Origin of the sequence: Mycolicibacterium sp. TUM20985 (genome assembly GCF_030295745.1) — a bacterium.
In the GTDB taxonomy this organism is placed as follows: Bacteria; Actinomycetota; Actinomycetes; order Mycobacteriales; family Mycobacteriaceae; genus Mycobacterium.
In genome coordinates this window covers 219,863-243,437 of sequence record NZ_AP027291.1, presented here as the reverse complement: position 1 = coordinate 243,437, position 23,575 = coordinate 219,863, and the positions used below count along the sequence as shown (strand labels likewise).

The 23,575-nt window shown below is 67.5% G+C and carries 25 protein-coding genes and 2 pseudogenes; 16 read left to right on the top strand and 11 right to left on the bottom strand.

The genetic code is table 11. The annotated features are described in order from the left end of the window. Nucleotides 1-32 precede the first annotated feature (32 nt). From QUE68_RS01120 to QUE68_RS01110, 3 genes are read right to left on the bottom strand one after another with little or no spacing between them, the layout of a single operon-like run. Nucleotides 33-488: a PPOX class F420-dependent oxidoreductase gene (locus tag QUE68_RS01120; RefSeq protein WP_286275029.1), complete on the bottom strand. Its 456-nt coding sequence runs from the start codon at nucleotides 486-488 to the stop codon at nucleotides 33-35. Between the two features lie 39 nt (nucleotides 489-527). Beyond that, nucleotides 528-830 (bottom strand): hypothetical protein, encoded by a 303-nt coding sequence (locus QUE68_RS01115; protein WP_286275028.1) that lies wholly within the window; start codon nucleotides 828-830, stop codon nucleotides 528-530. A 19-nt stretch (nucleotides 831-849) separates the two neighbouring features. Continuing rightward, entirely contained in the window at nucleotides 850-1,386 is a 537-nt protein-coding gene (locus QUE68_RS01110) for a hypothetical protein (RefSeq protein WP_286275027.1), read from the bottom strand. Between the two features lie 219 nt (nucleotides 1,387-1,605). Between QUE68_RS01110 and QUE68_RS01105 the strand changes: the two genes are divergently transcribed. Genes QUE68_RS01105 through QUE68_RS01085 form a run of 5 tightly spaced genes read left to right on the top strand, consistent with a single transcriptional unit; the run spans nucleotide 1,606 to nucleotide 5,908 of the window. After that, nucleotides 1,606-3,438: a hypothetical protein gene (locus QUE68_RS01105; protein WP_286275026.1), complete on the top strand. Its 1,833-nt coding sequence runs from the start codon at nucleotides 1,606-1,608 to the stop codon at nucleotides 3,436-3,438. Further along, complete coding sequence (locus QUE68_RS01100; RefSeq protein WP_286275025.1) at nucleotides 3,435-3,638, top strand: hypothetical protein; 204 nt, start codon at nucleotides 3,435-3,437, stop codon at nucleotides 3,636-3,638. Before QUE68_RS01105 ends, QUE68_RS01100 begins: the two co-directional genes overlap by 4 nt. After that, nucleotides 3,638-4,066 carry a hypothetical protein gene (locus QUE68_RS01095; protein WP_286275024.1) on the top strand — a complete coding sequence of 143 codons (429 nt, stop codon included), beginning with the start codon at nucleotides 3,638-3,640 and terminating at the stop codon, nucleotides 4,064-4,066. The genes QUE68_RS01100 and QUE68_RS01095 overlap by 1 nt, the downstream gene beginning before the upstream one ends. Next, entirely contained in the window at nucleotides 4,063-5,349 is a 1,287-nt protein-coding gene (locus tag QUE68_RS01090) for a hypothetical protein (RefSeq protein ID WP_286275023.1), read from the top strand. The genes QUE68_RS01095 and QUE68_RS01090 overlap by 4 nt, the downstream gene beginning before the upstream one ends. 10 nt (nucleotides 5,350-5,359) lie before the next feature. Beyond that, nucleotides 5,360-5,908: a nicotinamidase gene (locus QUE68_RS01085; protein ID WP_286275022.1), complete on the top strand. Its 549-nt coding sequence runs from the start codon at nucleotides 5,360-5,362 to the stop codon at nucleotides 5,906-5,908. Between the two features lie 52 nt (nucleotides 5,909-5,960). Here the strand turns inward: QUE68_RS01085 and QUE68_RS01080 are convergent, their stop codons facing one another. Beyond that, nucleotides 5,961-6,713, bottom strand: a complete 753-nt coding sequence (locus QUE68_RS01080) for an enoyl-CoA hydratase/isomerase family protein (RefSeq protein WP_284224112.1) — start codon at nucleotides 6,711-6,713, stop codon at nucleotides 5,961-5,963. A gap of 222 nt (nucleotides 6,714-6,935) precedes the next feature. Between QUE68_RS01080 and glgX the strand changes: the two genes are divergently transcribed. Then, nucleotides 6,936-9,104, top strand: coding sequence for a glycogen debranching protein GlgX (glgX, locus tag QUE68_RS01075; RefSeq protein ID WP_286275021.1), 2,169 nt, complete (start codon nucleotides 6,936-6,938; stop codon nucleotides 9,102-9,104). A 6-nt stretch (nucleotides 9,105-9,110) separates the two neighbouring features. Here the strand turns inward: glgX and QUE68_RS01070 are convergent, their stop codons facing one another. Continuing rightward, a complete protein-coding gene (locus QUE68_RS01070) occupies nucleotides 9,111-9,482 on the bottom strand; it encodes a hypothetical protein (protein WP_286275020.1) in 372 nt (123 codons plus the stop codon). A gap of 122 nt (nucleotides 9,483-9,604) precedes the next feature. Between QUE68_RS01070 and QUE68_RS01065 the strand changes: the two genes are divergently transcribed. The 4 genes from QUE68_RS01065 to QUE68_RS01050 all read left to right on the top strand — a co-directional run bounded on the left by QUE68_RS01065 (nucleotide 9,605) and on the right by QUE68_RS01050 (nucleotide 12,862). Then, entirely contained in the window at nucleotides 9,605-10,057 is a 453-nt protein-coding gene (locus QUE68_RS01065) for a MarR family winged helix-turn-helix transcriptional regulator (protein ID WP_286275019.1), read from the top strand. Beyond that, entirely contained in the window at nucleotides 10,054-10,890 is an 837-nt protein-coding gene (locus tag QUE68_RS01060) for an ATP-binding cassette domain-containing protein (RefSeq protein WP_286275018.1), read from the top strand. The genes QUE68_RS01065 and QUE68_RS01060 overlap by 4 nt, the downstream gene beginning before the upstream one ends. Further along, complete coding sequence (locus tag QUE68_RS01055) at nucleotides 10,880-11,698, top strand: ABC transporter permease (RefSeq protein WP_286275017.1); 819 nt, start codon at nucleotides 10,880-10,882, stop codon at nucleotides 11,696-11,698. Before QUE68_RS01060 ends, QUE68_RS01055 begins: the two co-directional genes overlap by 11 nt. A gap of 87 nt (nucleotides 11,699-11,785) precedes the next feature. Next, nucleotides 11,786-12,862: a cellulase family glycosylhydrolase gene (locus QUE68_RS01050; protein WP_286275016.1), complete on the top strand. Its 1,077-nt coding sequence runs from the start codon at nucleotides 11,786-11,788 to the stop codon at nucleotides 12,860-12,862. A gap of 10 nt (nucleotides 12,863-12,872) precedes the next feature. Here the strand turns inward: QUE68_RS01050 and QUE68_RS01045 are convergent, their stop codons facing one another. Together QUE68_RS01045 and QUE68_RS01040 are read right to left on the bottom strand one after the other, a co-directional pair. Further along, nucleotides 12,873-14,177: a maltokinase N-terminal cap-like domain-containing protein gene (locus tag QUE68_RS01045; protein WP_286275977.1), complete on the bottom strand. Its 1,305-nt coding sequence runs from the start codon at nucleotides 14,175-14,177 to the stop codon at nucleotides 12,873-12,875. A gap of 48 nt (nucleotides 14,178-14,225) precedes the next feature. Next, complete coding sequence (locus QUE68_RS01040) at nucleotides 14,226-14,726, bottom strand: hypothetical protein (RefSeq protein WP_284224109.1); 501 nt, start codon at nucleotides 14,724-14,726, stop codon at nucleotides 14,226-14,228. A gap of 87 nt (nucleotides 14,727-14,813) precedes the next feature. Between QUE68_RS01040 and QUE68_RS01035 the strand changes: the two genes are divergently transcribed. The 6 genes and pseudogenes from QUE68_RS01035 to QUE68_RS01010 form a co-directional block, all read left to right on the top strand. Next, nucleotides 14,814-15,626, top strand: coding sequence for a HugZ family pyridoxamine 5'-phosphate oxidase (locus QUE68_RS01035; protein ID WP_284224108.1), 813 nt, complete (start codon nucleotides 14,814-14,816; stop codon nucleotides 15,624-15,626). A gap of 19 nt (nucleotides 15,627-15,645) precedes the next feature. Further along, nucleotides 15,646-16,215 carry an orotate phosphoribosyltransferase gene (locus tag QUE68_RS01030; RefSeq protein ID WP_286275015.1) on the top strand — a complete coding sequence of 190 codons (570 nt, stop codon included), beginning with the start codon at nucleotides 15,646-15,648 and terminating at the stop codon, nucleotides 16,213-16,215. Between the two features lie 89 nt (nucleotides 16,216-16,304). After that, nucleotides 16,305-16,685, top strand: a pseudogene (locus QUE68_RS01025) (helix-turn-helix domain-containing protein); the annotation flags it as partial. Nucleotides 16,686-16,757: 72 nt separating this feature from the next. Further along, entirely contained in the window at nucleotides 16,758-17,999 is a 1,242-nt protein-coding gene (gene istA, locus QUE68_RS01020; protein WP_284226727.1) for an IS21 family transposase, read from the top strand. 1 nt (nucleotide 18,000) lies between these two features. Continuing rightward, the gene (gene istB / locus QUE68_RS01015) at nucleotides 18,001-18,783 is read left to right on the top strand and encodes an IS21-like element helper ATPase IstB (protein WP_286274579.1); all 783 of its coding nucleotides are present in this window, start codon (nucleotides 18,001-18,003) and stop codon (nucleotides 18,781-18,783) included. A 69-nt stretch (nucleotides 18,784-18,852) separates the two neighbouring features. Then, nucleotides 18,853-19,728 (top strand): annotated as a pseudogene (locus QUE68_RS01010) (IS30 family transposase); the annotation flags it as partial. Between the two features lie 47 nt (nucleotides 19,729-19,775). Here QUE68_RS01010 and QUE68_RS01005 read toward each other — a convergent pair. Genes QUE68_RS01005 through QUE68_RS00990 form a run of 4 tightly spaced genes read right to left on the bottom strand, consistent with a single transcriptional unit; the run spans nucleotide 19,776 to nucleotide 23,552 of the window. Continuing rightward, on the bottom strand, nucleotides 19,776-20,822 hold the full coding sequence (locus QUE68_RS01005; protein ID WP_284224106.1) for an ABC transporter ATP-binding protein: 1,047 nt from the start codon (nucleotides 20,820-20,822) through the stop codon (nucleotides 19,776-19,778). Then, nucleotides 20,819-21,577: an ABC transporter permease gene (locus QUE68_RS01000; protein WP_284224105.1), complete on the bottom strand. Its 759-nt coding sequence runs from the start codon at nucleotides 21,575-21,577 to the stop codon at nucleotides 20,819-20,821. The genes QUE68_RS01005 and QUE68_RS01000 overlap by 4 nt, the downstream gene beginning before the upstream one ends. Then, nucleotides 21,574-22,425 (bottom strand): ABC transporter permease, encoded by an 852-nt coding sequence (locus QUE68_RS00995; RefSeq protein ID WP_284234651.1) that lies wholly within the window; start codon nucleotides 22,423-22,425, stop codon nucleotides 21,574-21,576. The genes QUE68_RS01000 and QUE68_RS00995 overlap by 4 nt, the downstream gene beginning before the upstream one ends. Continuing rightward, nucleotides 22,422-23,552 carry an ABC transporter substrate-binding protein gene (locus QUE68_RS00990; protein ID WP_284232166.1) on the bottom strand — a complete coding sequence of 377 codons (1,131 nt, stop codon included), beginning with the start codon at nucleotides 23,550-23,552 and terminating at the stop codon, nucleotides 22,422-22,424. The genes QUE68_RS00995 and QUE68_RS00990 overlap by 4 nt, the downstream gene beginning before the upstream one ends. Nucleotides 23,553-23,575: the final 23 nt, after the last annotated feature.

The window sequence follows — 23,575 nt, the reverse complement described above, 5'->3', positions numbered from 1 at the left end:
CCGGCTAACCGGGTCCGCGGCCGACGGACGGTTCAGCTCGGCGGGAAGCCACCCGTCGCCACCGGTCCCCATCGCACCGCAGCGATCCTGATCAGGCATTTACCTTGATCCATCATGGCCTGTCGGTACTCGTCCCAATCGGAGTGCTCGCCCGCAATCGAGCGGAAGTAATCCACCAGCGGCTCGACCGCCTCGGGCAGCTCGATGACCTCTGCGTCACCGTCGACCTGCACGTACGGCCCGTTGAACTCGTCCGACAGCACGGTCACGCTCGCGCGCGCATCGCGGCGAAGATTCGCCGACTTGGCCCGCTGCGGATAGCTCGCGATGACGATCCGGCCCTCGTCGTCCACGCCGCCGGTCACCGGCGAGCTCTGAAGCGAGCCATCGGAACGGTAGGTCGTCAACACCATCTGATGCCTGGGTCTGATGAAGTCGAGCAGCGCCGCCCGGTCGACGGCATCGGCGGTAGCCAGCTTGCGTGCCATCGGTCCACCCTAACGAGTGGAACTGTCCGGCGGCGCCCATCACTTCCGCTTGAGCGTCCAGGACGGAATCCAGTGGGTGACGGCCTTGCGGTGGGCGCCGTAGGCGATCTCGTAGGTGACCAACCCCCACCAGAAACCCTGCTCACACATCCCCCAGTAGCTGAGCAGACCCTCGACGATCGCATGCATCTGCAAACCGGCCGGCTGATAGCCGCCTGCCCGGTGCGGTTCGCGGGGGAACACCGCGGCGAGGTCGATCAACACGGACACGGGCGGATCGACGCGGCGGAAGGCTTGTTGCACCGGCTGACCGTGATAGCCGATCGACTGCATCTCGCCCATCGTTCGATCATATGTTCGATCAAGGGTGCGGCAAGCGGTACCGCGGAAGCACGAACGCGAAGGCCCGTGGGAACCCGAGCGCGCCCAGCCGCGCGCCTCGGACCGCCGCCGTAGACACGGGGAGCACCTGACCGGACGACGGCTCGTAGCAGTCCCAAGTCTCGCCGTGACCGGCGACGATGAGCACCCAGTGCCGCGGGATCACCCATGGAAGGTCACTGCCGATGAGCACGGCGACCGGCCAGTGCGCCCCAACAGCGCGCTGCACGTCGGCAAAGGCGTCCCGGCAGCGCGGTAGGCGCCAGCCGTACCTCACCCCGTGTCTCGCACTGTGTCCGGAGATCGTGCGCGCCATGCCCCACGGCGTGGTGCCCAGGGTGCGTGGCCAGATCAGGTTGGCCGCCAGGTGCACCCTGTTCTGCTCGCGGTCGAACCAGCGAGCGTCCTCGAGACCGGCGCCATAGTCGGCGTCGAGCATCGCGCCCGCCACGACGGCGACCGCGGGCCCGCACGACACGCCGTCGCGCTGGCGGAGGCGCAGCGCGGCGAGCTTCACGCGTCCGAGGGTAGGCCGGGACCTGTCGCAGACGGGGCCCGAGGCCTCCGCAGAAGTAACCGGCGGCGAAGATTCCACGGTGGTGAATGCGCCGGAGTGGGTACCTCACCGACAGTTGGTGCACTTGTCACCCGGTACCACTGGTTTCACATACGCGTTTCTGGCAATATTACTCGCCGGTAACGTTGGTTGCTCTACATGGTGGAGGGGAGTCAGGCGATGACGACGGGGTCCTTGCAATTCGTCGCGGCGGGTACCGAGGGCGGTGGAGCCGCACTCAACGAGATCATTGGCCTGTCCGTGGGTGGGTTGGTCGTCGGCGTAGCGCTGATCTGGATCGGCTACCTACACAGGATGCGCAAGATCACGTGGCTTCACGATCTGGGCGAGTGGGCCGGGCGCAAGTTCAACCGGCCGGCCTGGGTCGCACTGCCCGTCGCGCTGTTCATCACCACCATCATCAGTGCGCTCTTCGGGTTCATCTGGGACGTCAGCCTGCACATCGGCAAGGGGCGCGACCCCGGCCCGCTGGCGAACCCCGCGCACTACTTCATCCTGTTCGGCTTGTTCATCCTCTTCGTCGCGGGTTGCCTGGCCTGCGTACTGCCCTACGACAAGCCGGGACCGTCGGCGGTCCGGATCACCCGACACTGGTACGCCCCGGTCGGGGGCATCCTGATGGCCGGCTGCGGTCTCTACGCGCTGATCGGCTTCCCGCTGGACGACGTCTGGCACCGCATCTTCGGGCAAGACGTCACGCTGTGGGGCTCCACCCACCTCATGTTGATCGGCGGCGCTGGCTTCTCCACGCTGTGCGCGCTGTACCTCGAGCACGAGGGCCGCCGCGCCGTCGGCGAGGACAAGCCGAAGGACGGGCCGGGCATCAAGTTCATCCAGTACCTGGCGTTCGGCGGCATCGTCATCGGCCTGTCCGTCTTCCAGGTGGAGTTCGATTTCGGCGTGATGCAGTTCCGCCAGGTGTTCGAGCCGATGCTGATTGCCGCCGCGGGGTCCTTCGCACTCGTGGCCGGACGGATGATGCTCGGCCGAGGTGCCGCCATCATCGCGGCAGTGCTGGCGCTCGCACTGCGCGGCCTGGTCGCGCTCATCGTGGGGCCGGTCCTCGGCGCGCCGATCAACTGGTTCCCGGTCTACGTGGGCGCCGCCGTGGTCATCGAGCTGCTCGCTCTGACCCCACTCATCAGGAAGCCCCTGCTGTTCGGCCTCGTCGGCGGCATAGGCGTCGCGACCCTCGGCCTGTGGCTGGAGTCGTTCTGGATCGACGCCGTCTACCGGTACTCGTGGCCGACCAGCATCTGGCCCGAGGCGCTGGCCATGGCGGTGCCGGTCGCCGCTCTCGTCGGCGTGTGCGGCGCGATGGTCGGCATGGTGCTGACCAACCAGAAGCTCCCCAGCCGCGGGATCGCCATCGGCATCGTGACGCTCGCCGTCATCGCCATCGGCGGCGCGACCGCCAACGGCCTGCGCTACGACGTCCCACAGAACGCCACCGCGTCCTTCACGTTGACCGAGGCACCGAGCGTCGGCGATCAGCGCATGGTGACCGCCGACATCCGGATCAACCCGCCGGACCTGATCAGCGATGACCCGAACTGGGTGTCGGTGCTGGGCTGGCAGGGCGGTCTGGCGAACCAGCGCGGCATCTTCGTCGATCACCTCGAGAAGCTGGGCCCCGGCCACTACCGGTCGACCGCGCCCATGCCCGTGTCGGGCCAGTGGAAGACGCTGCTGCGAATCCACGATGGACGCACCCTGACCGCGGTCCCGATCTACCTCCACGGAGATCCAGGCATCGGGGCGGCGGAAGTGCCCGCCGAGGCGCAGATGACGAGGCCGTTCGTCTCGGAGATCACCATCCTGCAGCGGGAGCGCAACCCCGATACGCCGCAGGTGCTGTGGCTCATCGGCTGCCTGACCGTCCTCGCAGGCACGTTGGTCATGATCGCTGGACTCGCCTGGGGTGCGGGCCGGCTCAACAAGAACGAGCCGACGAAGACCGAGGCTGAGTTCGAGCCCTCAGCGCAGGCATGACGACGACCCTCGCCGCGCCCCACGTCCAAGTCCTCGCCGACCACTCGGCGCTGCTGGCGATCCCGGCGTTCGCACCGGCGATCCTGGTGGTGGCCGTGGTCATCTGGGTCGCTCGGCGCGACCGCCGTATGCCCGACGACGAGGACGACGAGACCCACAGTGAGCGTCCAGGATCCACCGGCGAAGATGGTTCCCCGTGATGACGCCGACGACTTCGAAGACCTTCGTGGCCCTGGCCGCCACCGCCCTGCTCGTCGCGGGTTGCGGCGGATCGAACGGCTCCGACGACGCCGCGAGCAGCCCGTCCGCCGGCCCCAGCTCGACCGGCGTCCCGCAGATGTCCGACGAACAGGCGCCCCCGGAACGGTTGATCGTCGACGTCACCATTGCCGGTGGCGAGGTGACGCCCACCAACGAGCAGCTCCAGGCCAAGGTCGGCGATCCCATCGTCGTGCGGGTGAACAGCGACGTGGCCGACCAGCTGCACGTGCACTCCAACCCCGAGCACACCTTCGACATCGAGCCGAAGTCCGGTCAGTCGTTCCAGTTCACCGTCACCGTCCCCGGCAAGGTCGACGTGGAGCTGCACCAACTGAGTCGAACGGTCGCCTCCATCGCCGTGCAGTGATCCTCGCGCACGGCCTGGGCGGCTCAGGCGATCTGCCGATTCCGTACACCTATGCGCTGATCGGCGCGGCGTGGGCGTTGACGTTCACCTTCGCCGTCGTGGTGCTCGCTTGGAGGACGCCGCGGTTCGACCCGGCGAGGGCGGGCCACCCGCTACCGCAATGGGTGACGAGGGCGGTGGACGCGCCCGCGACGCGCCTGGCCGCGGCCGTGGCCGGGCTGCTGTTCGCGCTGTGGGTGACGGTCGCCGCCGTCTTTGGCCCGCAGGATGACGAGAACGCCTTGCCCGGCGTGTTCTACGTGCTGATGTGGGTGGGGCTGGCAGCAGTCTCGTTGGCGTTCGGCCCGGTGTGGCGCGTGCTGTCGCCCGTGCGGACCGTCTACCGTGTGCTGCCACCGTCGCGCAGACCTCCGCCACGGCAGTACCCGCGCGCATGGGGCTACTGGCCCGCGGCCGTCGGGCTCTTTGCGTTCGTGTGGCTCGAGCTCGCCAGCCATGATCCGGGATCGCTTGTCGCCATTGAGATTTGGCTTGCGACGTACGTGATGGTGACGCTCGCGGGGGCGTGCGTCTTCGGCCCCCGCTGGAACGCCAGGGCCGACCCCTTCGAGGTGTACGGGGTGGTGGCGTCGCGACTGTCACCGCTGCGCCGCAACGCCGACGGGCACATCGCGGTCGGCAACCCGTTCGACCATCTGCCGTCGATGCCGGTGCGCGCGGGTACCGTCGCGGTGCTCGCGATCCTGTTGGGTTCGACGGCGTTCGACAGCTTCTCGGCAATGCCGCAGTGGCGCAACCTCGTCGACGATCTGTCCGGCAGTTCGACAACGGTCGCCGTGCTGTTGCGCACCGCCGGACTGCTGCTCTTCGCGACGGTGGTGGCGGTGACGTTCTCGCTGGCGGCCAGGGCGACCGGCGGCGTCGACGCCCAGCGCCGCCGCGAACTGCCTGGGCTGATGGCCCATTCGCTGATCCCGATCGTGATCGGCTACGTCTTCGCGCACTACCTGACCTATCTCGTCGAGCGCGGCCAGCAGACCGTGCTGCGGCTCGTCGGCCTGCCCGACGTCCAGCCGTACTACCTGCTGTCGGCACATCCGTCGGTGCTCGCGACCCTCAAAGTCGGCTTCGTCGTGAGTGGACACGTCGCCGGCGTCATCGCCGCGCACGACCGGGCGCTGTCCCTGTTGCCCAAACGGCATCAGGTCACCGGGCAGCTCGCCATGATGCTGGTGATGGTCGGCTACACCTTCACCGGGCTGTACCTGCTCTTCGGCGGATAGCCTTGAACCCATGCGCGCATTGATCATCGTCGACGTGCAGAGGGACTTCTGCGAGGGCGGCTCCTTGGCCGTCGAGGGCGGTGCGACCGTCGCCAGCAGGATCACCGACATGCTCGCCGATCACGACTATGACCACGTCGTCGCGACGATGGACTTCCACGTCGACCCCGGGTCACACTTCTCCGACCAACCCGACTACCGGGAGTCGTGGCCGCCACACTGCGTGGTCGGCACCGACGGCGTGGACTTCCATCCGGACTTCGACCCGGCGGCCGTCGAGGCCGTCTTCACCAAGGGCGAGTATTCCGCGGCCTACAGCGGCTTCGAGGGCACCGACGACTCCGGGACGACGCTGGCCGACTGGCTGCGCCAGCGCGACGTCGACACGGTAGACGTCGTCGGCATCGCCACGGACTACTGCGTGAAGGCGACGGCGGACGATGCGATCGCCGCCGGGTTCACCACCCGGGTGCTGCTGGACTTCACCGCCGGGGTGGCACCGACGACGACCGCCGAGGCCGTCGCGTCGCTCCGCGCCTCCGGCGTCGCCATCGCCTGACGATTTCGGCGTGTTCGGTCGCGCGCACCGCGACCGATCACGCCGAAGTCACTCAGCGGGTGGGGTCGGCGGGGCGGCCGGTCCACTGCGGCGGGCGGCCCGCCAGATGCGCCCGCACGCCCTCCCTGGCGTCGTCGTGTGCCATCAACCGCAGGTGGATGTCGGTCTCCCGGGCGCCTACCGCCGCACGGTCGAGATCGAACGAATCCCACAGCAGCCGCTTGCTGGCCGCGACCGACATCGGGGCCGTGTTCTCGGCGATGTCGTGGGCGATCTCGAGGGCGGCCGGCAGGACGGCATCGGCGTCGAGCACCCGGCTGCCCAGGCCCAGCTCGACGGCACGGCGCCCGTCGAACGTGGCACCGGTCAACAGCACCTCCGCGGCGTTGGCGATCCCCACCAGCCGCGGCAGCATCCAGTGGGAGTACGCGTCACCGACCACCCCGCGCCGCACCTGCACGACGCCGTACTTCGCGTCGGCCGCGAACAGGCGGATGTCGCACTGCAGCGCCAGCGTCAACCCCAGGCCGAGCGCATGTCCGTCGACGGCCGCGATCACCGGCTTGTCGAGTGTCCACGCGGGCACGTCGATACCCGCGGCGCTGAAACCGGATCCAGGAGCGGCGAACGTGCGGTCGCCTGCGCCGAGATCGGCACCCGCACAGAACGCCGGCGGGGCGCCCGTCAGGACGATCACCCGGACCGCGTCGGCCCGGTTGCAGCGCAGGTAGGCGTCGGCCAATTCCTCGCGCATGCCGTCGCCGATCGCATTGCGAACATCGGGCCTGTTCAGGGTGATGGTCACCACTGGACCGGACACGGTGGTTTGCAGCGTGCGGTAAACGGGCAGTTCAGGGCCGGTAAACAAAACCGCGTACCTCCATGTCGAGCCACTCGCCCGCCATGGTGCCCCACCCCGTCGTGCCATATCGTCGTCTTGATCCATTCACCAGCTTCACCAGAAGGGTTTGACTTGACCCCCGCCACCCCCGCCTCCAGTTCCAAGGACACCGCAACGTCTCCCGTCATGCCGGCCTCGCAACCCGATGCCGTTGACAAGGAAACGATCCCCATGGATTGGGAGATGTGGCCCGGCAAGGCCTACCCGCTGGGCGCCACCTATGACGGGTCGGGCAGCAACTTCGCCGTGTTCAGTGAGGTCGCGGAGATGGTCGAGCTTTGCCTGTTCGACGCCGACGGCACCGAGACCAAGCTCAAGCTCCCCGAGGTAGACGGCTTCGTCTGGCACGGCTTCGTCCCCGACGTCGAGCCGGGCCAGCGGTACGGCTATCGCGTGCATGGCCCGCACGACCCGCCGTCGGGACTGCGCTGCAACCCCAACAAGCTGCTGCTGGATCCCTATGCCAAGGCCATCGACGGCGCGTTCCATTGGGACCAGTCGCTGTTCGCCTACGACTTCGGCGATCCCGACAGCCGTAACGACGAGGACTCCGCAGCCAGCATGCCGAAGTCGGTGGTCATCAACCCGTTCTTCGACTGGGGCACCGACCGACCGCCGCAGCACGAGTACGCCGACTCGATCATCTACGAGGCGCACGTCAAGGGCCTGACCGAGACGCATCCCGACATCCCGGAGCGCAGCCGCGGCACGTACGCGGCCATCGCCCACCCCGCCATCATCGAGCACCTGCAGAACCTGGGAATCACGGCGATCGAATTGATGCCGGTGCACCACTTCGCCAACGACTCCACGCTGATCGACAAGGGGCTGTCCAACTACTGGGGTTACAACACCATCGGCTTCTTCGCGCCGGACTCCAAGTACGGTGCCAGCGCCACCCCCGGCGGTCAGGTCCAAGAATTCAAGGCCATGGTGCGGGCGCTGCACGAGGCGAACATCGAGGTCATCCTCGACGTGGTCTACAACCACACGGCCGAGGGCAACCACATGGGTCCCACGCTGTCGATGCGCGGTATCGACAACGCGGCGTACTACCGGCTGGTCGACGACGACAAGCGCTACTACATGGACTACACCGGCACCGGTAACAGCCTGAACGCCGGCCATCCGCATGCGCTGCAGTTGATCATGGACTCGCTGCGCTACTGGGTGACCGAGATGCACGTCGACGGGTTCCGCTTCGACCTGGCGTCCACCCTCGCCCGCGAGTTCTACGACGTCGACAAGCTCTCGACGTTCTTCGAACTGGTCCAGCAGGATCCGACCGTCAGCCAGGTGAAGCTGATCGCGGAGCCATGGGACGTCGGCCCCGGCGGATACCAGGTCGGCAACTTCCCGCCTCAGTGGACCGAGTGGAACGGCAAGTACCGCGACACCGTCCGCGACTTCTGGCGAGGTGAGGATGCCAGCCTCGGCGAGTTCGCATCCCGGCTCACCGGGTCGGCCGACCTGTACGAGCACACGGCGCGCAGGCCTGTCGCGTCGATCAACTTCGTCACCGCACACGACGGCTTCACGTTGCGGGACCTGGTGTCCTACAACGACAAGCACAACGAGGCCAACGGCGAGGGCAACAACGACGGGGAGAGCAACAACAGTTCCTGGAACTGCGGCGTCGAGGGAGAGACCGACGACCCGGAGATCCGCGCATTGCGGGCTCAGCAGGTGCGCAACTTCCTGACCACGAACATCCTCAGCCAGGGCGTTCCGATGATCTGTCACGGCGACGAGTTGGGACGTACCCAGGGTGGCAACAACAATGGCTACTGCCAGGACAACGAGATCACCTGGATCGACTGGGCCACCGCCGACGCCGCCTTGATCGAGTTCACCCAGTCGGTCGCCGCCCTTCGCGCGGCGCATCCGATCTTCCGCAGGCGACGGTTCTTCGACGGGCGTCCGGTCCGCGTTCGCGGGTCGGAGCGCCTGCCGGACATCTCGTGGTTCGCGCCCGACGGTTCGGAGATGAGCGACGAGGACTGGGACTCCGGCTTCGGCAAGTCCATCACCGTCTATCTCAACGGCCAGGGCATCCCAGACCTCGATCCCCGCGGGCAGCGCGTGACCGACGACTCGTTCGTCATGTGCTTCAACGCCCACCACGAGCCCATCGACTTCAACCTGCCGCCCGAGGAATTCGGCGCAGCGTGGCAGCCGGTCATCTACACGGTGGAGGGGGCGGAGCCTGCGGCCTTCAGTCCCGTTTCCGCCAAGGCCACACTGACTGTCCAGGCGCGGTCCGTCGTCGTGCTTCAGGCGGCCGAAGCCGAGTAGCCCCCGTTACTCGATGACGTCGAAGAACGAGGCGCCGTCCTCCGGAGTCCCGTCGATCTGACCCTTCTCGACACCATGGCGTTGAGTGTCGAGGTGGTCGAGTTCGTCACCGCTGACGACCTCGAGGCCACCGCCGGCGTCGGAGTCGTGCGCTTCGGTCGCATCATCCTCGTCCGCACCGTCGGCACCGGCTTCCGTGTCGGCGGTGACGTCGGGCTCCTCCTCGGACAGTCGCTCGTCGAGGGTTTCGTCGTCCTTGGCCGGGATCCAGCGTTCGGGCGGGTCGACTACCTCATCACCGTCCGCGTTGCGAATCTCGTCGGAGTCGAGCTCCTCGGACTGTGACAGCGGGAAGTCGTCGAAATCGGATGTGGACATGCTGCCATCTTGCCCGACGCCCACCCCACCCCCGCGATTTCGGCGCGGGAACGTTCGGTGAGCGACGGTGTGCGCGCCGAAGTCGCGATAGTTAGCTCTGTAACAGAGGTACTGTGGAGCGGGTGCACACCCAGACCGATCTCGCCGGTGAACTCCTGGCCACTGCCGGCCGCTTCCGCCGCCACGTGCGCCGGGCCGGCGGCGGGCCGAGGATCGGCACCGGGCTCCCCGAGTCGCAGGCGGAGCTGTTGCGACTGGTGGGTCGCCAGCCCGGCATCTCGGTGCGGGAAGCCGCGACGGAACTCGGCCTGGCACCCAACACGGCCTCGACCCTGGTGTCACGACTCTCCGCCGACGGCCTGCTGATCCGCACCGCGGACCCCGACGACCGGCGGGTCGGCCGGCTCCGGCTCACCGCACCGGCACAGCGCATCGCCGACGAATCCCGCGCTACCCGACGGGCCACCCTCGGCGCCGCGCTCGCCCGACTCGATCCCGATCAGCGCGACCGGCTCAGCGAGGGTCTCGTCGTGCTCGCCGAAGTCACCCGCCTACTACACGAGGAGCCCGCATGAAGCCACCCGCAGCGAGGCCCCCGGCGATCGACTGCCGGAACCTGACCCACCGCTACGGCGACTTCACCGCCGTCGACGACCTCACCCTCGAGGTCCGCGCCGGCGAGACCGTGGGCCTGCTCGGCCCCAACGGTGCGGGCAAGACCACCGTGGTGCGGGTGCTCACCACGCTCACCCCCGTCCAGGACGGTGAGGTACGCATCTTCGGTCTCGACGCCCGGCGCGACACCATGGACATCCGCCACAACCTTGGCTATGTCCCGCAACAACTCTCGATCGAGTCAGCCCTGACGGGCCGGCAGAACGTCGACCTGTTCGCCCGGTTGTACGACGTTCCCCGCCGGCAACGCCGCGGCCGCGTCGACGAGGCCCTCTCGGCGATGAACCTGCTCGACGTCGCCGAGAATCTCGCGAGCACGTACTCCGGCGGCATGGTCCGACGGCTGGAACTCGCGCAGGCGCTGGTGAACCGGCCCTCGCTGCTGATCCTCGACGAGCCCACCGTGGGCCTGGATCCCATTGCGCGCGACGCGGTGTGGTCGCAGGTGGCCGACATGCAGGAGGAGTACGGGATGACGGTCCTGCTGACCACCCACTACATGGAGGAGGCCGACGCGCTGTGCGACCGCGTCGCCCTCATGCACCATGGCGCGCTACGGGCCGTGGGGTCGCCACAGGATCTCAAGTCCGCCCTCAGCTCGGACGCCGCCCCGAACGCAACGCTCGAGGACGTGTTCCGCCACTACGCAGGTGAGACCCTCACCGGAGATACCGCGCGCCGCCAACTAAGTGAGATCCGTTCCAGCAGAAGGACGGCCCGCCGTGTCAGTTGATGCAGTCACCGTCGAGCTGATCCGCGCCCCGCGCGGCATCGGTCGCGTGAACGGATTGCTGCGCCGCATGGGCGCGTTCGCACTCGTCGAATTGCAGAAGCTGTCCCACGACCGCAGCGAACTCCTCACCCGCATGGTGCAGCCCGCCCTGTGGTTGCTGATCTTCGGGCAGACGTTCTCGCGGCTGCACGTCATCGACACCGGTGACGTGCCCTACCTGGCGTTCCTGGCCCCCGGCATCATCGCCCAGTCGGCGCTGTTCATCTCGATCTTCTACGGCATCCAGATCGTGTGGGACCGCGACGCCGGAATCCTCGCCAAGCTGATGGTCACCCCGGCGCCAGCGTCGGCGCTCATCACCGGCAAGGCGTTCGCGGCAGGGGTGCGGTCGGTCGCCCAGGTCGTCGGCGTCATGGTGATCGCCTACCTGATGGGCATCCATCTCACCGCCAACCCGCTGAGGATCCTCGCCGCGATGGGCGTCGTGGTGCTCGGCTCGGCGTTCTTCGCCTGCCTGTCGATGACGTTGGCGGGGCTGGTGCGCAACCGCGACCGGCAGATGGGGATAGGCCAGGCCATCACCATGCCGCTGTTCTTCGCGTCCAACGCCCTCTACCCCGTCGATCTCATGCCGCAGTGGCTGCGCTGGCTGTCCGCGGTCAACCCGCTCAGCTACGAGGTCAACGCGCTTCGGGCCCTGCTGCTGGGGACGCCCGGCAACACGTGGCTTGACGTCACCGTGCTGCTCGTCGCCGCGGCGCTGGGCGTCTTCAGCGCCTCGATGCTGCTGTGCCGTCTGGTGCGGTAGGTAACGCCAGGCCACCGCGCTGACGAAGTGTCTAGGACTGGACTTTGTTAGGTTCAAGTCTCGAGGCTGGGCCCAAGAGGGGGAAGTGTGCGCAACGTCTTCAAGATCGTCGCTGCCGTCGCGACCGTCGCCGTCGTATCGGCGACCGCGACCGCGGTGATCCACCCCGAGTCGCGGACCCTGCCGTTCATCGAGACGGCGTCGATCAACACCTCCGGCAGCACGGTCGGCATCTCCGATTCCGACATCTACGGCATGTCACCCGACGACGTGAACCGGACCTTCGACCTGATGACGGCCACCGGCATCCGCAACGTACGAGTGATGATGCCGTGGGCCGGCATGGAACCCAATCCCGGGCAGTACGACTTTGGCCAGGTCGACCTCATGGTCGACGCGGCCAACGCCCGCGGGATGTCGGTGCTGGGCACGCTGGTGTCGTCCCCGGGGTGGGCCGTCGAGCCCGGCTTGCCCGCCGTCTCCAGCCCGCCTGCCTCGGCGGGCACCTACGGTGACTTCGCCGGAGCCACGGCCAGCCACTTCCGCGGCCGCGTCGCCGCCTACGAGATCTGGAACGAGCCCAACGCCGCGATGTCGTGGACGTCCGGTCCGCAGGGTCCCGAACCCGCCGTGTACGCCGGTCTGCTCAAGGCGGCCTACCCGAAGATCAAGGGTGCCGACCCGTCGGCCCTGGTCCTCGGCGGCGTCGTCGGAGCCGTCGTGTCGTTCTTCTCGCTGACGATGGATCCGGTGACGTTCATCGAGCAGATGTACGCGGCGGGAGCGAAGGGTTCATTCGACGCCCTGTCGTACCACCCGTACCAGTACACGACCATGTTCTCGGCGGGTGGCAACCTGGCCAACTCGCCGATCCTGCAAGTGGCGGCGATCCACGACCGGATGTCGGCCAACGGCGACGGCGGCAAGAAGATCTGGGCCACCGAGTACGGCGAGCCGACCTCCAGCGCGGACGAGGCCACCCAGGCCGCGTACCTGACCGACTTCCTCGCCACGTGGCGCACCCTGCCCTACGCGGGCCCGGCCTACGTCTACACCACCCGCGACCGCAATACCGGCAGCGGCGCCCCGGACGACACGTTCGGGCTGTACCGGTCGGATTGGACGCCGAAACCCGCCCAGGCGGCGGTGCAGGCGCTCGCATAGAGGCGCGGGGCTAGCCGACGAGCCGGGCGATCGACGCCATCGGAATCGGCAGCCAGTCGGGCCGGTACCTGGCCTCGTAGCCGGCCTCGTACACCGCCTTGTCGAGTTCGTAGGCCGCCAGCAACCCGGCCGAGTCCCGCGGGTCGGCCCCCGCCTCGGTCGCGTAGCCGTCGCAGAAGGCCGCGCAGTTGCGGTCGACCCATTCCCGGGCGCCGACGGCCAACCGGTCGTCGGCCTCCGCGCCGCCCCCAACGAGGCGCTGATAGGCGGCGTATTCATAGGACCGCAGCACACCCGCCACGTCCCTGAGCGCCGAGTCGGGCCGACGCCGGTCGTCGAGCGGCTGTCCGGGTTCACCCTCGAAGTCGATCACCAGCCACCGTTCCGGCGTCCGCAGCACCTGGCCGAGGTGGAGGTCGCCGTGCACGCGTTGCACCGTGATCCCGTCACCCGCGCCAGCGGCGAGCGCGCGGTAGCGCTCCTCGATCGACTCCCGGTAGCGCTCGACGGCGGGCACCATGGCCGCGACCTCGTGCAGCCGCCGCAGCAGCGTGTCCGCGGGGAACGGCTCGCGGGTGGTGCCCAGCGCGTCGGCAAGTGTCCGGTGCACGGAGGCGACCGCCGCGCCCAGCTGCCGCGACTCCTCGGCGAATTCGATGCCCGCCTCGATAGCGGTCAGGTCGCGGGTGCTCGCGGTGGCCATGTCCCAGCCCTCGACCGAGTTCGCCGCGAATTCGGTGACCATGCCCAGCGAGTACGACTCGCCGGCGACGGTCGCCTCGTAGGACCCGAGCAGACGCGCGACGTGGGGATTGCCCGCCCTGGCCAGTTCGCGGTTGAGTTCGATGTCGGGGTTGATCCCCGGCGTGACGCGGCGAAACACCTTGAACATCGCGGCGTCGCCGAACACCACGCTGGTGTTGCTCTGCTCGGCCCCGATCACCCGACCCACCGCATCCATCGGCAGCTGGGCCGCGGGCTCCTTGCCGAAGCGCAGCGGTCCGACCGAGGCCGACTCGTCGACGAGCGACAGCAGGTACTGCGCGGCCGCCGGGTCGTACAGGGCATCGTGCGCCGTGCGGGTTCCCGAGACTCCGATCGCGGCGGTTCCGGCACCGCCGGCGCCGTCGTCGGCCCACCGCACCAGCAGCTGATAGCGGGCCGACGTGCCGTCGGTGTAGTCGGCGTCGAGCAGCATCAGATCCAGACCGTCGCGTAGGGAGACCACCTCGTCGGTCCGCACGTCGGTCAGTTCGCGGCCACGTCCGGCGTACCACCGTTGCGTCGGCAGCCACTGGTCGAACGGAAGTTTCATCGCCTCAGTCATCAGTGTTCGAAACTACCCATGGTGCGCCCGTTTGAATCAGGCCGTTCGTTCCACTGGTTCCATGGGCAGCACACCGCGCTCGATCTCGGCGATCGTCGCATCGCGAAGAGCCCCGGCCGCGGCGAAGTCGTGGGCGTGACGCGTCGCGACGTGCTCACCCTGCCTGCCGATCTCCACGGGCCACCGACTCCGTCCAATAACTCTGAGCAACAACGTGATTGGCATGACCACCAGTGCCAGGCACAGTTCGACGACCGACCCGACGAGGAACAGCACCACGACCGCGACGTAGAACAGCACCTTGCCCACGCTGTACACGACCCACACGATCGCGGCGGCCACCACGAAGAGCACCTTGAGGAGGACGTTCCTGGGCAGTGCGGTGTCGTCCGGTTCCGAGGACTCGCTGGCGTCCGCCTTCTTGGTGCCGGGCGTGGACGACAAGAGGTCGCGTAGTGACAATGCCCGCCGCCACGGATACCACCGACGGCGGACCGTCCACGGGACTCCGTCGGGATCGACGATCGCTGCGCCCATGAATTCGCCGTTCTCGATTGGGTTTCGGTGAAGGGATCCTACGACCACGATCGACGGTCCGGTGACGCCAGCGGTAGGGTTTCGCAGGTGGCATCCAGTGACTCGTTGCGCGACCACGGCGACCCTGGCGACGCCCCGTCGATCCCGCCCCCATTGATCGCACCCGCCGCCACGACTCGCCCCACGGCGGCCGAGGAGGCCCGCACGATCGCGGCCTCCACCAACACCGGGACGCTGGCAACGCTGACCGCCGCCGGCGACCCATGGGCCTCGTTCGTCACCTACGGTCTGCTCGGCGGTGCGCCGGTGCTGTGCGTGTCCAACCTCGCGGAGCATGGCCGCAACCTGGCCGGGGACCCGAGAGCCAGCATTGCGATCGTCGCCGCCGCCACCGACAGCGACCCACTGGCCAACTCGCGGATCACACTGGCCGGGGTCGTCGAGAAGCCGACGGGTGACGAGTTCGCCACCGCCCGGCAGGCTCACCTCGATGCCGTCCCCGCCGCGAAGTACTACGTGGACTACAGCGACTTCACCCTGTGGGTGCTGCGCGTCGACCGGGTCCGCTGGGTGGGTGGCTACGGCCGCATGGACTCGGCCACGGGCGTCGACTACGCCGCCGCCGAGCCGGATCCGGTGCAGGCGATGGCGGCCGGCGCCATCGAACACCTCAACGCCGACCATGCCGAGTCACTGACCGCCATGGCCAGGACGCTCGCCGGCTACCCCGACGCCATCGCCGCGGTCTGCACCGGGGTCGACCGCTACGGCCTCGACCTCAAGGTGACCACCGAGCGCGGGATCGCGTATCCGCGCGTCGGGTACCTCGACCGACTCGACTCGGCCGACCAATTGCGGTCGGCAGCCGCGGAACTGACCAGACGGGCCCGCTCCGTCTGATCTGTCATACGATCGCTGCGTGCCCGACCGCCCCGACACCTGGCAAGCCGCATTCGACCTCATTCGCACCCGCGGGTACGAACACCGCGAGGAGCCGTTCAAGCTGGCCAGCGGTCAGCTGAGCCACGACTACATCGACGGCAAGTATGCGATCGACACCGGTGAGCGGCTCACCACGGTCAGCCGGGCCGTCGCCGACCTCGCCGCGTCCACCGGCATCGAGTTCGACGCCGTCGGCGGCCTGACGATGGGCGCCGATCCGCTCGCCCACGGCATCGCAATGGTCACCGGAAGTGCGTGGTTCTCGGTTCGCAAGGAGCAGAAGCAGCGCGGCCGCGAGCAGTGGATCGAGGGCACCCGCATCGAGCCGGGCATGCGCGTGCTGCTCGTCGACGACGTCATCAGCACCGGCGGCTCCACCGAGATCGCCTTCGACCGGGTCGTCGCGGCGGGTGCCGTCGTGACCGGTGTCATCCCGATGGTGGACCGCGGCAACGTGGCCGCCGGTCGGTTCGCTCGTCGCGACGTGCCGTTCGCGGCGCTCGTCACCTACCGCGACTTGGGGATCGAACCCGTCAAGGACGTCTAGCTCGGCTGCCGACTGTGGGGGTCGTGCACGCAGAACGACGGCGGTTTCAAGGGATCGATGCAACACCCTTCTGCTCGAGGAGTGTTGTGATGGGATCTCATGCGATTCAGCCGGTGACGGTGAGTGCGTTTTGGGGGCAGGTTCGGCTGGGTTTTGGTCCGGCTGAGGCTGCGGTCATTGTCGGCGTGTCGCTCGGGGCGGCGCGGAAATGGTTGACCGACGCTGGTGGCGTGAAACCACGTGTGCACGAACCCAAGACGGATGGGCCACGACCCCGACTGACCGTGTCGGAACGGATCGAAATTCAGGTCGGTGTGGGCCGCAATGAGTCCCTTCGCTCGATGGGGCGACGACTGCATAGGCCAGCCTCGACGATCAAACGCGAGTTGGATCGCAACGTCGAGAACCGCTACGACGGACGTGCGTCGGGTTATCGACGCAAGGAGGCCTTCGGAGCCCGTCAAAGCGGCATCTGTTGACGACGGTTGAAATCTAGGCCAGTCGCGACGGTGAAAAGTAGGCCACCCATACAGATTGGATGGGTGATCTCCTTGGAAGATTGGGCCTTGATTCGGCATCTTCACCGCAGCGAGGGTCTGTCGCAGCGGGCTATCGCACGGCAGATGGGTATTGCGCGCGACACTGTGGCTGGGGCGTTGGCCAGCGACGTCCCACCGAAATATGAGCGGCGGGCGGTGACGCCGGCGATCGATACCGTGGAGCCACGGATTCGGGCTTTGTTGTCGGCCTATCCCGGGATGCCGGCGACGGTGATCGCGGAGCGGATTGGGTGGACGGGTTCGATCTCGTGGTTTCGGGAGCGGGTCCGGGCGGTTCGCCCGGAGTACCTGCCCGCTGATCCGGTGGATCGCCTCGAGCATCCGCCCGGTCGGGTGGCGCAGTGCGATCTGTGGTTCCCGGCGCCCAAGATCGCGGTGGGGTTCGGTCAGGAGGCGATGCTGCCGGTCTTGGTGATGGTGGCGGCGTTCTCAAGGTTCATCGCCGCGGTGATGCTGCCGTCGCGCCAAACGATGGATCTGGTGGCCGGGATGTGGCAGCTGCTGGCGAGCAGCTTCGCCGCGGTGCCGCACGAGTTGTGGTGGGACAACGAAGCCGGGATCGGACGTCGGGGCCGGTTGGCCGATCCGGTGACTGCGTTGATGGGCACGCTGGGATCGCGGATGGTGCAACTCAAACCCTATGACCCCGAATCGAAGGGAATGGTGGAACGAGCCAACCGCTACCTGGAGACCTCGTTCCTGCCCGGACGCAGCTTCGACTCCCCGCACGACTTCAATAGTCAACTGGGGCAATGGCTTCCGACCGCCAACAGTCGTCATGTGCGTGTCCTCGACGGGCGTCCCGTTGATTTCCTGGATCGTGATCGAGCTCAGATGCTGGTCCTGCCACCCGTGCCTCCGGTGATCGACACCGTGGCGCACCAACGGCTGGGACGGGACTACTACGTCCGGGTGGCCGGCAATGACTACTCGGTGGATCCGACGGCGATCGGTCAACTCGTCGACGTTCGCACCACCCTGGCCCAGGTGACGGTGAGCCGATCCGGGCATCTGCTGGCGGCTCATGACCGCTGCTGGGCGGCACGTCAAACCCTGACCGACCCGGCCCACGTCGCGACCGCCGCGGCGATGCGCCGCCAATTCCAGACGGGCCCGGCTCCACTGGCAGGCGAGCATCTGGCGCGGGACTTGGCCGAGTACGACCGTGCCTTCGGTGTCGACTTCACCAGCAGTGCAACCGGATTCGACGGGGAGGTGGCCTGAGATGGCGGAGGATCCGATCAAGGACATCTTGCACTACGCGCAAGCGCTGAAGGCGCCACGAATCAGGGATGCGGCAGCCCGGTTGGCCGAGCAAGCCCGTGAAGCCAGCTGGAGTCATGAGGAGTATCTCGCTGCGGTGCTGTCCCGTGAAGTCGCCGCCCGCGAAGCCTCCGGTGCAGCGACCCGTATCCGCTCAGCAGGGTTCCCGACGCGTAAGTCACTGGAGGACTTCAACTTCGATCACCAACCTGCTCTCAACCGTGACATGATCGCCCACCTCGGTACCGGTGTCTTTCTGGCCAAGGCCCGCAACGTAGTGCTCCTCGGCCCGCCGGGCACCGGCAAGACTCACCTCGCGACCGGCCTGGCCATCAAAGCCGCCCAGACCGGGCACCGGATCGCGTTCGCCACCGCAGTGGACTGGGTCGCCCGCCTCAAAGCCGCCCACAACGCGGGTCGCTTGCCCGCCGAGTTGGCCAAGCTGCGGCGCATCGGACTGCTCGTCGTCGACGAAGTCGGCTACATCCCATTCGAGCAGGACGCCGCGAACCTGTTCTTCCAGCTGGTCTCCAGCCGCTACGAACATGCCTCGCTGATCTTGACCTCGAACCTGCCGTTCGCCCGCTGGGGTGATGTGTTCGGCGACCAGGTCGTCGCCGCGGCAATGATCGACCGCATCGTCCACCACGCCGACGTCCTCACACTGAAGGGATCCAGCTACCGCCTCAAAGACACCGGAATAGACACCTTGCCCTCCGCCCGAGCCGACAACACGGCACAATAAACCACGACCACGTGGCCTACTTTTCACCGTCGCTCCTGGCCTACGTTTAGACCGTCGTTAACAGGCATCAGCTCGACGGTGCGTTACGACGCGTTGGCAGGTGAACGGTCAGCCGCGAGGCGGGCGCGGCGCCCCAAGGTGCGCAAGTTCGCCGTCGCTGACACGTTGCGTGATGAGGTGCAGACTCGGTTGGAGCTGCGTCACAGTCCGCGCCAGATAGCCAGGCGGTTGCGCATCGACTTTCCCGACGATCTGGAGATGTGGGTGTCACACGAAGCCATCTACCAGGCCATTTACGTTCAAGGGCGGGGGTCGCTGCGCCGGGAATTGCACCAGTGCTTGCGGACCAAGCGAGCGATCCGCCGGCCTCGGCATCAGCCCGGGACCCGGCGCGGCCGCATTCCGGGGATGGTCAACATTAGTGAACGCCCGGCCGAGGTCGCCGATCGCGCGGTACCCGGGCACTGGGAGGGTGACCTGATCATCGGCAGCACCACATCGGGATCGGCGATCGGCACCCTGGTGGAACGCTCCACCCGTTTCGTGATGCTGCTGCATCTGCCCGACAACCACGGTGCGGTCGCGGTTCAGGACGCCATCGTGGAGAAGATGACCGAGCTGCCCGAGCATCTACGCCGTTCCTTGACCTGGGATCAGGGCAAGGAGATGGCCAATCACCTTGCCATCGCCGTCGCAGCCGATCTCGACATCTATTTCTGCGATCCGCACTCTCCTTGGCAACGGGGCACCAACGAGAACACCAATGGGCTTCTGCGTCAATACTTTCCGAAGGGAACCGACTTATCGCTGCACGGTCCCGGGATCTTGGACAATGTCGCAGCCGAACTCAACGGCCGTCCCCGCGAAACCCTGAACTGGAGAACACCCGCCGAAGCACTCAACGAACTACTCTCAAAACCGCCAACTGTTGCATCGACCGCCTGAATTCGCCGACGCAATCGCGTGCATGGCGCCCACACTCGTCGCGCCGTCTAGGGCGCGGGGACGACGAGCACGTCGGTGGGTTGGACGCCCACCGTCACCCGCTGCCCGGTGGCGAACTGCCTGGCCTGGGAGCTGCTCAGCTGAGCGTGGACGACGGCGCCGTCGCCCACCTCGACGTAGACCCGCGAGATCGGTCCGAGGAAGGCCACCGACCTGACCGTCGCAGCGCCCGCCTCGTCGGCGGTCACCGTCACCGATTCCGGACGCACCATCGCGGTGCCCGAGCCCGAGGTGATCGACCCCGCCAGGGTGGGGAGCTCCTCGCCGAACACGTGGGCACGTCCCGACGAAACCTGGGCAGGCACTTGATTATTCAGCCCGACGAATTCCGCGACGAACGGAGTCGCCGGGTTGGCGTACACCTCGGCGGGCGGCGCGAGTTGCTCGAGGCGGCCCTGGCTCATCACGCCGACCCGGTCCGCGACGGCCAGGGCCTCCTCCTGGTCGTGGGTGACGAACAGCGTCGTCGTCCCGACCTCGAGTTGCACGCGACGGATCTCGTCGCGGAGCTGGGCGCGCACCTTCGCATCGAGCGCGGACAACGGTTCGTCGAGCAGCAGCACCCGCGGGCGGATCGCCAGTGCGCGCGCCAACGCGACCCGCTGCTGCTGACCACCCGACATCTCGGAGGCGTACTTGTGGGCGTGTTCGGAAAGCCCGACGAGGTCGAGCATCTCGGCGGCGCGCTTGCCTCGGTCCCCCTTCGCACCGCCGCGCATCTTCAGCCCGAACTCGACGTTCTCCGAAGCGGTCAGATGCGGAAAGAGGCTGTAGGCCTGGAAGACCACGCCCATGTCGCGTTTGTTGGCAGGCACGTTGGTGAGATCGCGGCCGTCGACGGTCACCGTGCCCGAGGTGGCCTGGTCGAGGCCGGCGAGGATGCGCAACACGGTGGTCTTGCCACAGCCCGACGGGCCGAGCAGCGCGACGAATTCACCCGGCTCCATCTTCAGCGTCAGACCGTCGAGCGCCTTGACCGTGCCGTAGATCCTGGTGAGATCGGTCAGTTCGACGCTGACGCCCGTGGTACTCATGCGTGACGCCTCCGTCGGGTAACGAGTGAAAGGGCAAGCAGCAGAACGAATCCGAACAGCAACGTCGCCAGAGAGGCCGCGACGGAGGTGGGCCCGTCGGTCTTGCCGAGCGCGACGATCTGAATGGGCAACGTCTGATAGCCAGACAATGAAGCAATCGTGTACTCACCGAGGACGACGGCCACCGAGATGAACGCCGCCGACAGCACACCCGACCAAATGTTGGGCACGACGACGCGGGCGATGGTCGTCGTCCAGCCGGCGCCGAGCGAACGGGCCGCCTCCGACAGCGTCTCGAGATCGATCGCCGACAGGGCCGCATCGATCGACCGGTACGCGAACGGCAGGACCACCACCACGTAGACGAACGTCAGCGTTAGCGCCGACTCGCCGAGGAAGTACGTCACCCAGAGGTAGACGTTCTTCAGCCCGACGACGACCACCAGCGCGGGAATGGTCAACGGCAGCAGGCACAGGAACTCGACGGCGCCCTTCGCCCACGGCGTCCGCAGTCGCACCCAGATCATCGTCGGCACCAGGAGGAGCAGCATGGCCACCACCGTCAGCACCGCTAGCAAGAGCGAGGTGACGATCGACTGATAGAGCGCATCGTCGGTCACCAGGTTGGACCAGGCCTGCATCGTCCGGCCGCCCTTGAGCAGGTTGCGGGTCGAGAAGTCGGCCATGGCGTAGAGCGGGAAGAGGAAGAACAGGCCGAACGCCACCCACAGCGCACCCCTGAATGCCCGCGTCATCGCAGCCACCGCGAGGTGCGACGGATCAGCAGGCTGTAGGCGCCCATCACCACCGCCACCACGACGATCATCTCCAGCGCCAGCGCGTACGCGAAGCCGGACTGGCCCAAGACGACCTCACTGGTGAGCGCTGAGCGGATCAGCAGCGGCACGATGGGGCTGCCCTGGCTGACCAGTGCCGCCGCGGTCGCATAGGCCGCGAAGGCGTTGGCGAACAACAGGAGTACCGCACCGAGGAACGCCGGCGTCAGCAACGGGACGGCGACCTGGCGCCAGTACTGCCACGTGGACGCCCCGAGGCTGACGGCGGCCTCGCGCCACTGCGCTCGCAGCCCCTCCAGCGCGGGTAGGAAGACGATGACCATCAACGGGATCTGAAAGTAGGTGTACACCAACACCAGTCCCGGCACCCCGTACAGCCAGCCGGAACCGGCGAGATTCCAGCCGAGGTACTCCTGCACCCAGAGCGTGAGCACGCCGTTCAGGCCGATCGTGGCGAGGAACGCGAAAGCCAATGCGACGCCACCGAATTGGGCCAGCACGCTGCACAACGAGATGACTCCGCGACGGATCATCGACGTCGCGGGCCGCGACACGATCAACCAGGCCAGCAGCGCGCCGAACACCGCACCGAGCAGCGCCGTGCTCGCCGACAGGAACACGCTCCTGCCGAGCGCGGTGAGTGCGGTCTCGGAGAACAACGCGGCCAGCCGCGTCAGCGAGAACCGGCCATCCTCGGTCATCGCGCTCGCGACGACGGTCACCGTCGGGACGATCAGGAAGATCCCGACCACTGCAAAGAACGGCAGCAGCGGCAGGGCCTGGCGGAGACGGCGCAGGACGGTCAGCCGATCGCCTTCGCCCAGTTGGCCTCGAGGTACTTCTTCGCCGCGTCGCTCTGCTGCTCGGAGACGTAGGTCGCGGCCCCGTCGACGGGCGGCAGCTGCTTGTAGGCGGCCAGGTCGATGGTGCCCGCGGTGACCATGCTGTCGGCCCGTACCGGGCGGGCGCTGCCCCGCAGGAACAGGTTCTGGCCCTCATCGCTGTAGAGGAACTCCTGCCACAGGCGAGCGGCGGCCGGATGCGGCGCGTCCTTGTTGATGGCCTGGTAGTAATAGCCCGCGAGCGCGGCGTTCGGCGGAATGACCACCTTCCACGACGGCAGCTTCTTGGTCTCCGCGACGTTGAGGTAGTCCCAGTCGATGACGACCGGCGTCTGGCCCGACTCGACGGTGGCCGGGGTCGGGTCGACGGGCAGGAAGTTGCCCGCCTGCTTGAGCTTTCCGAAGAACTCCACCCCGGGGGCGATGTCGTCGGGCGAACCACCCTGGCTCAGGGCCACCATCATGACGCCGGAGAACGCGGCGCCTGCCTGCGTCGGATCGCCGTTGAGCGCGACCTTGCCCTTGAAGTCCGGTCCGAGGAGGTCGTCGACGCCCTTGATCTCCGGCACCTTGGCCGAGTCGTAACCGATCGACATGTAGCCGCCGTAGTCGTTGACCCAGGCGCCGTCCGGATCCTTCATGTCCGCGGAGATGTCGTCGAACGTCGCCACCTTGTACGGCGCGAACATCGCCGTATTGGCCAGGGCGACGGCCTGTCCGAGGTCGAAGACGTCGGGCGCGGTCGACTTGCCCTTCTGCTGTGTGGCGGCGTTGATCTCCTCCTGGCTCGCGGCGTCGGGCTGGGCGGAGTTGACCTTGATGCCGTACTTGTCACCGAACGCCTTGATGATGGCGCCGTAGTTGGCCCAGTCCGGCGGCAACGCGATGACGTTGAGTGCGCCTTCCTTCTTCGCCGCGTCGATCAGGCCGGACAGGTCGGACCCGCCGAAGTCGGCCGCCGACGTCGCCTCGCTGGCGTTCACGCCCGAGTCGGTCTTCTCGCCCGCGTCCTTGGATTCGGGTGGGGCGCAGGCGACGAGACCGCTCGCCAGCAGGAGGACCAGGGCGCTGGTGAGCCGAGTTTTCTTCATGGGCGAACCTTCTGCTGGGCGGG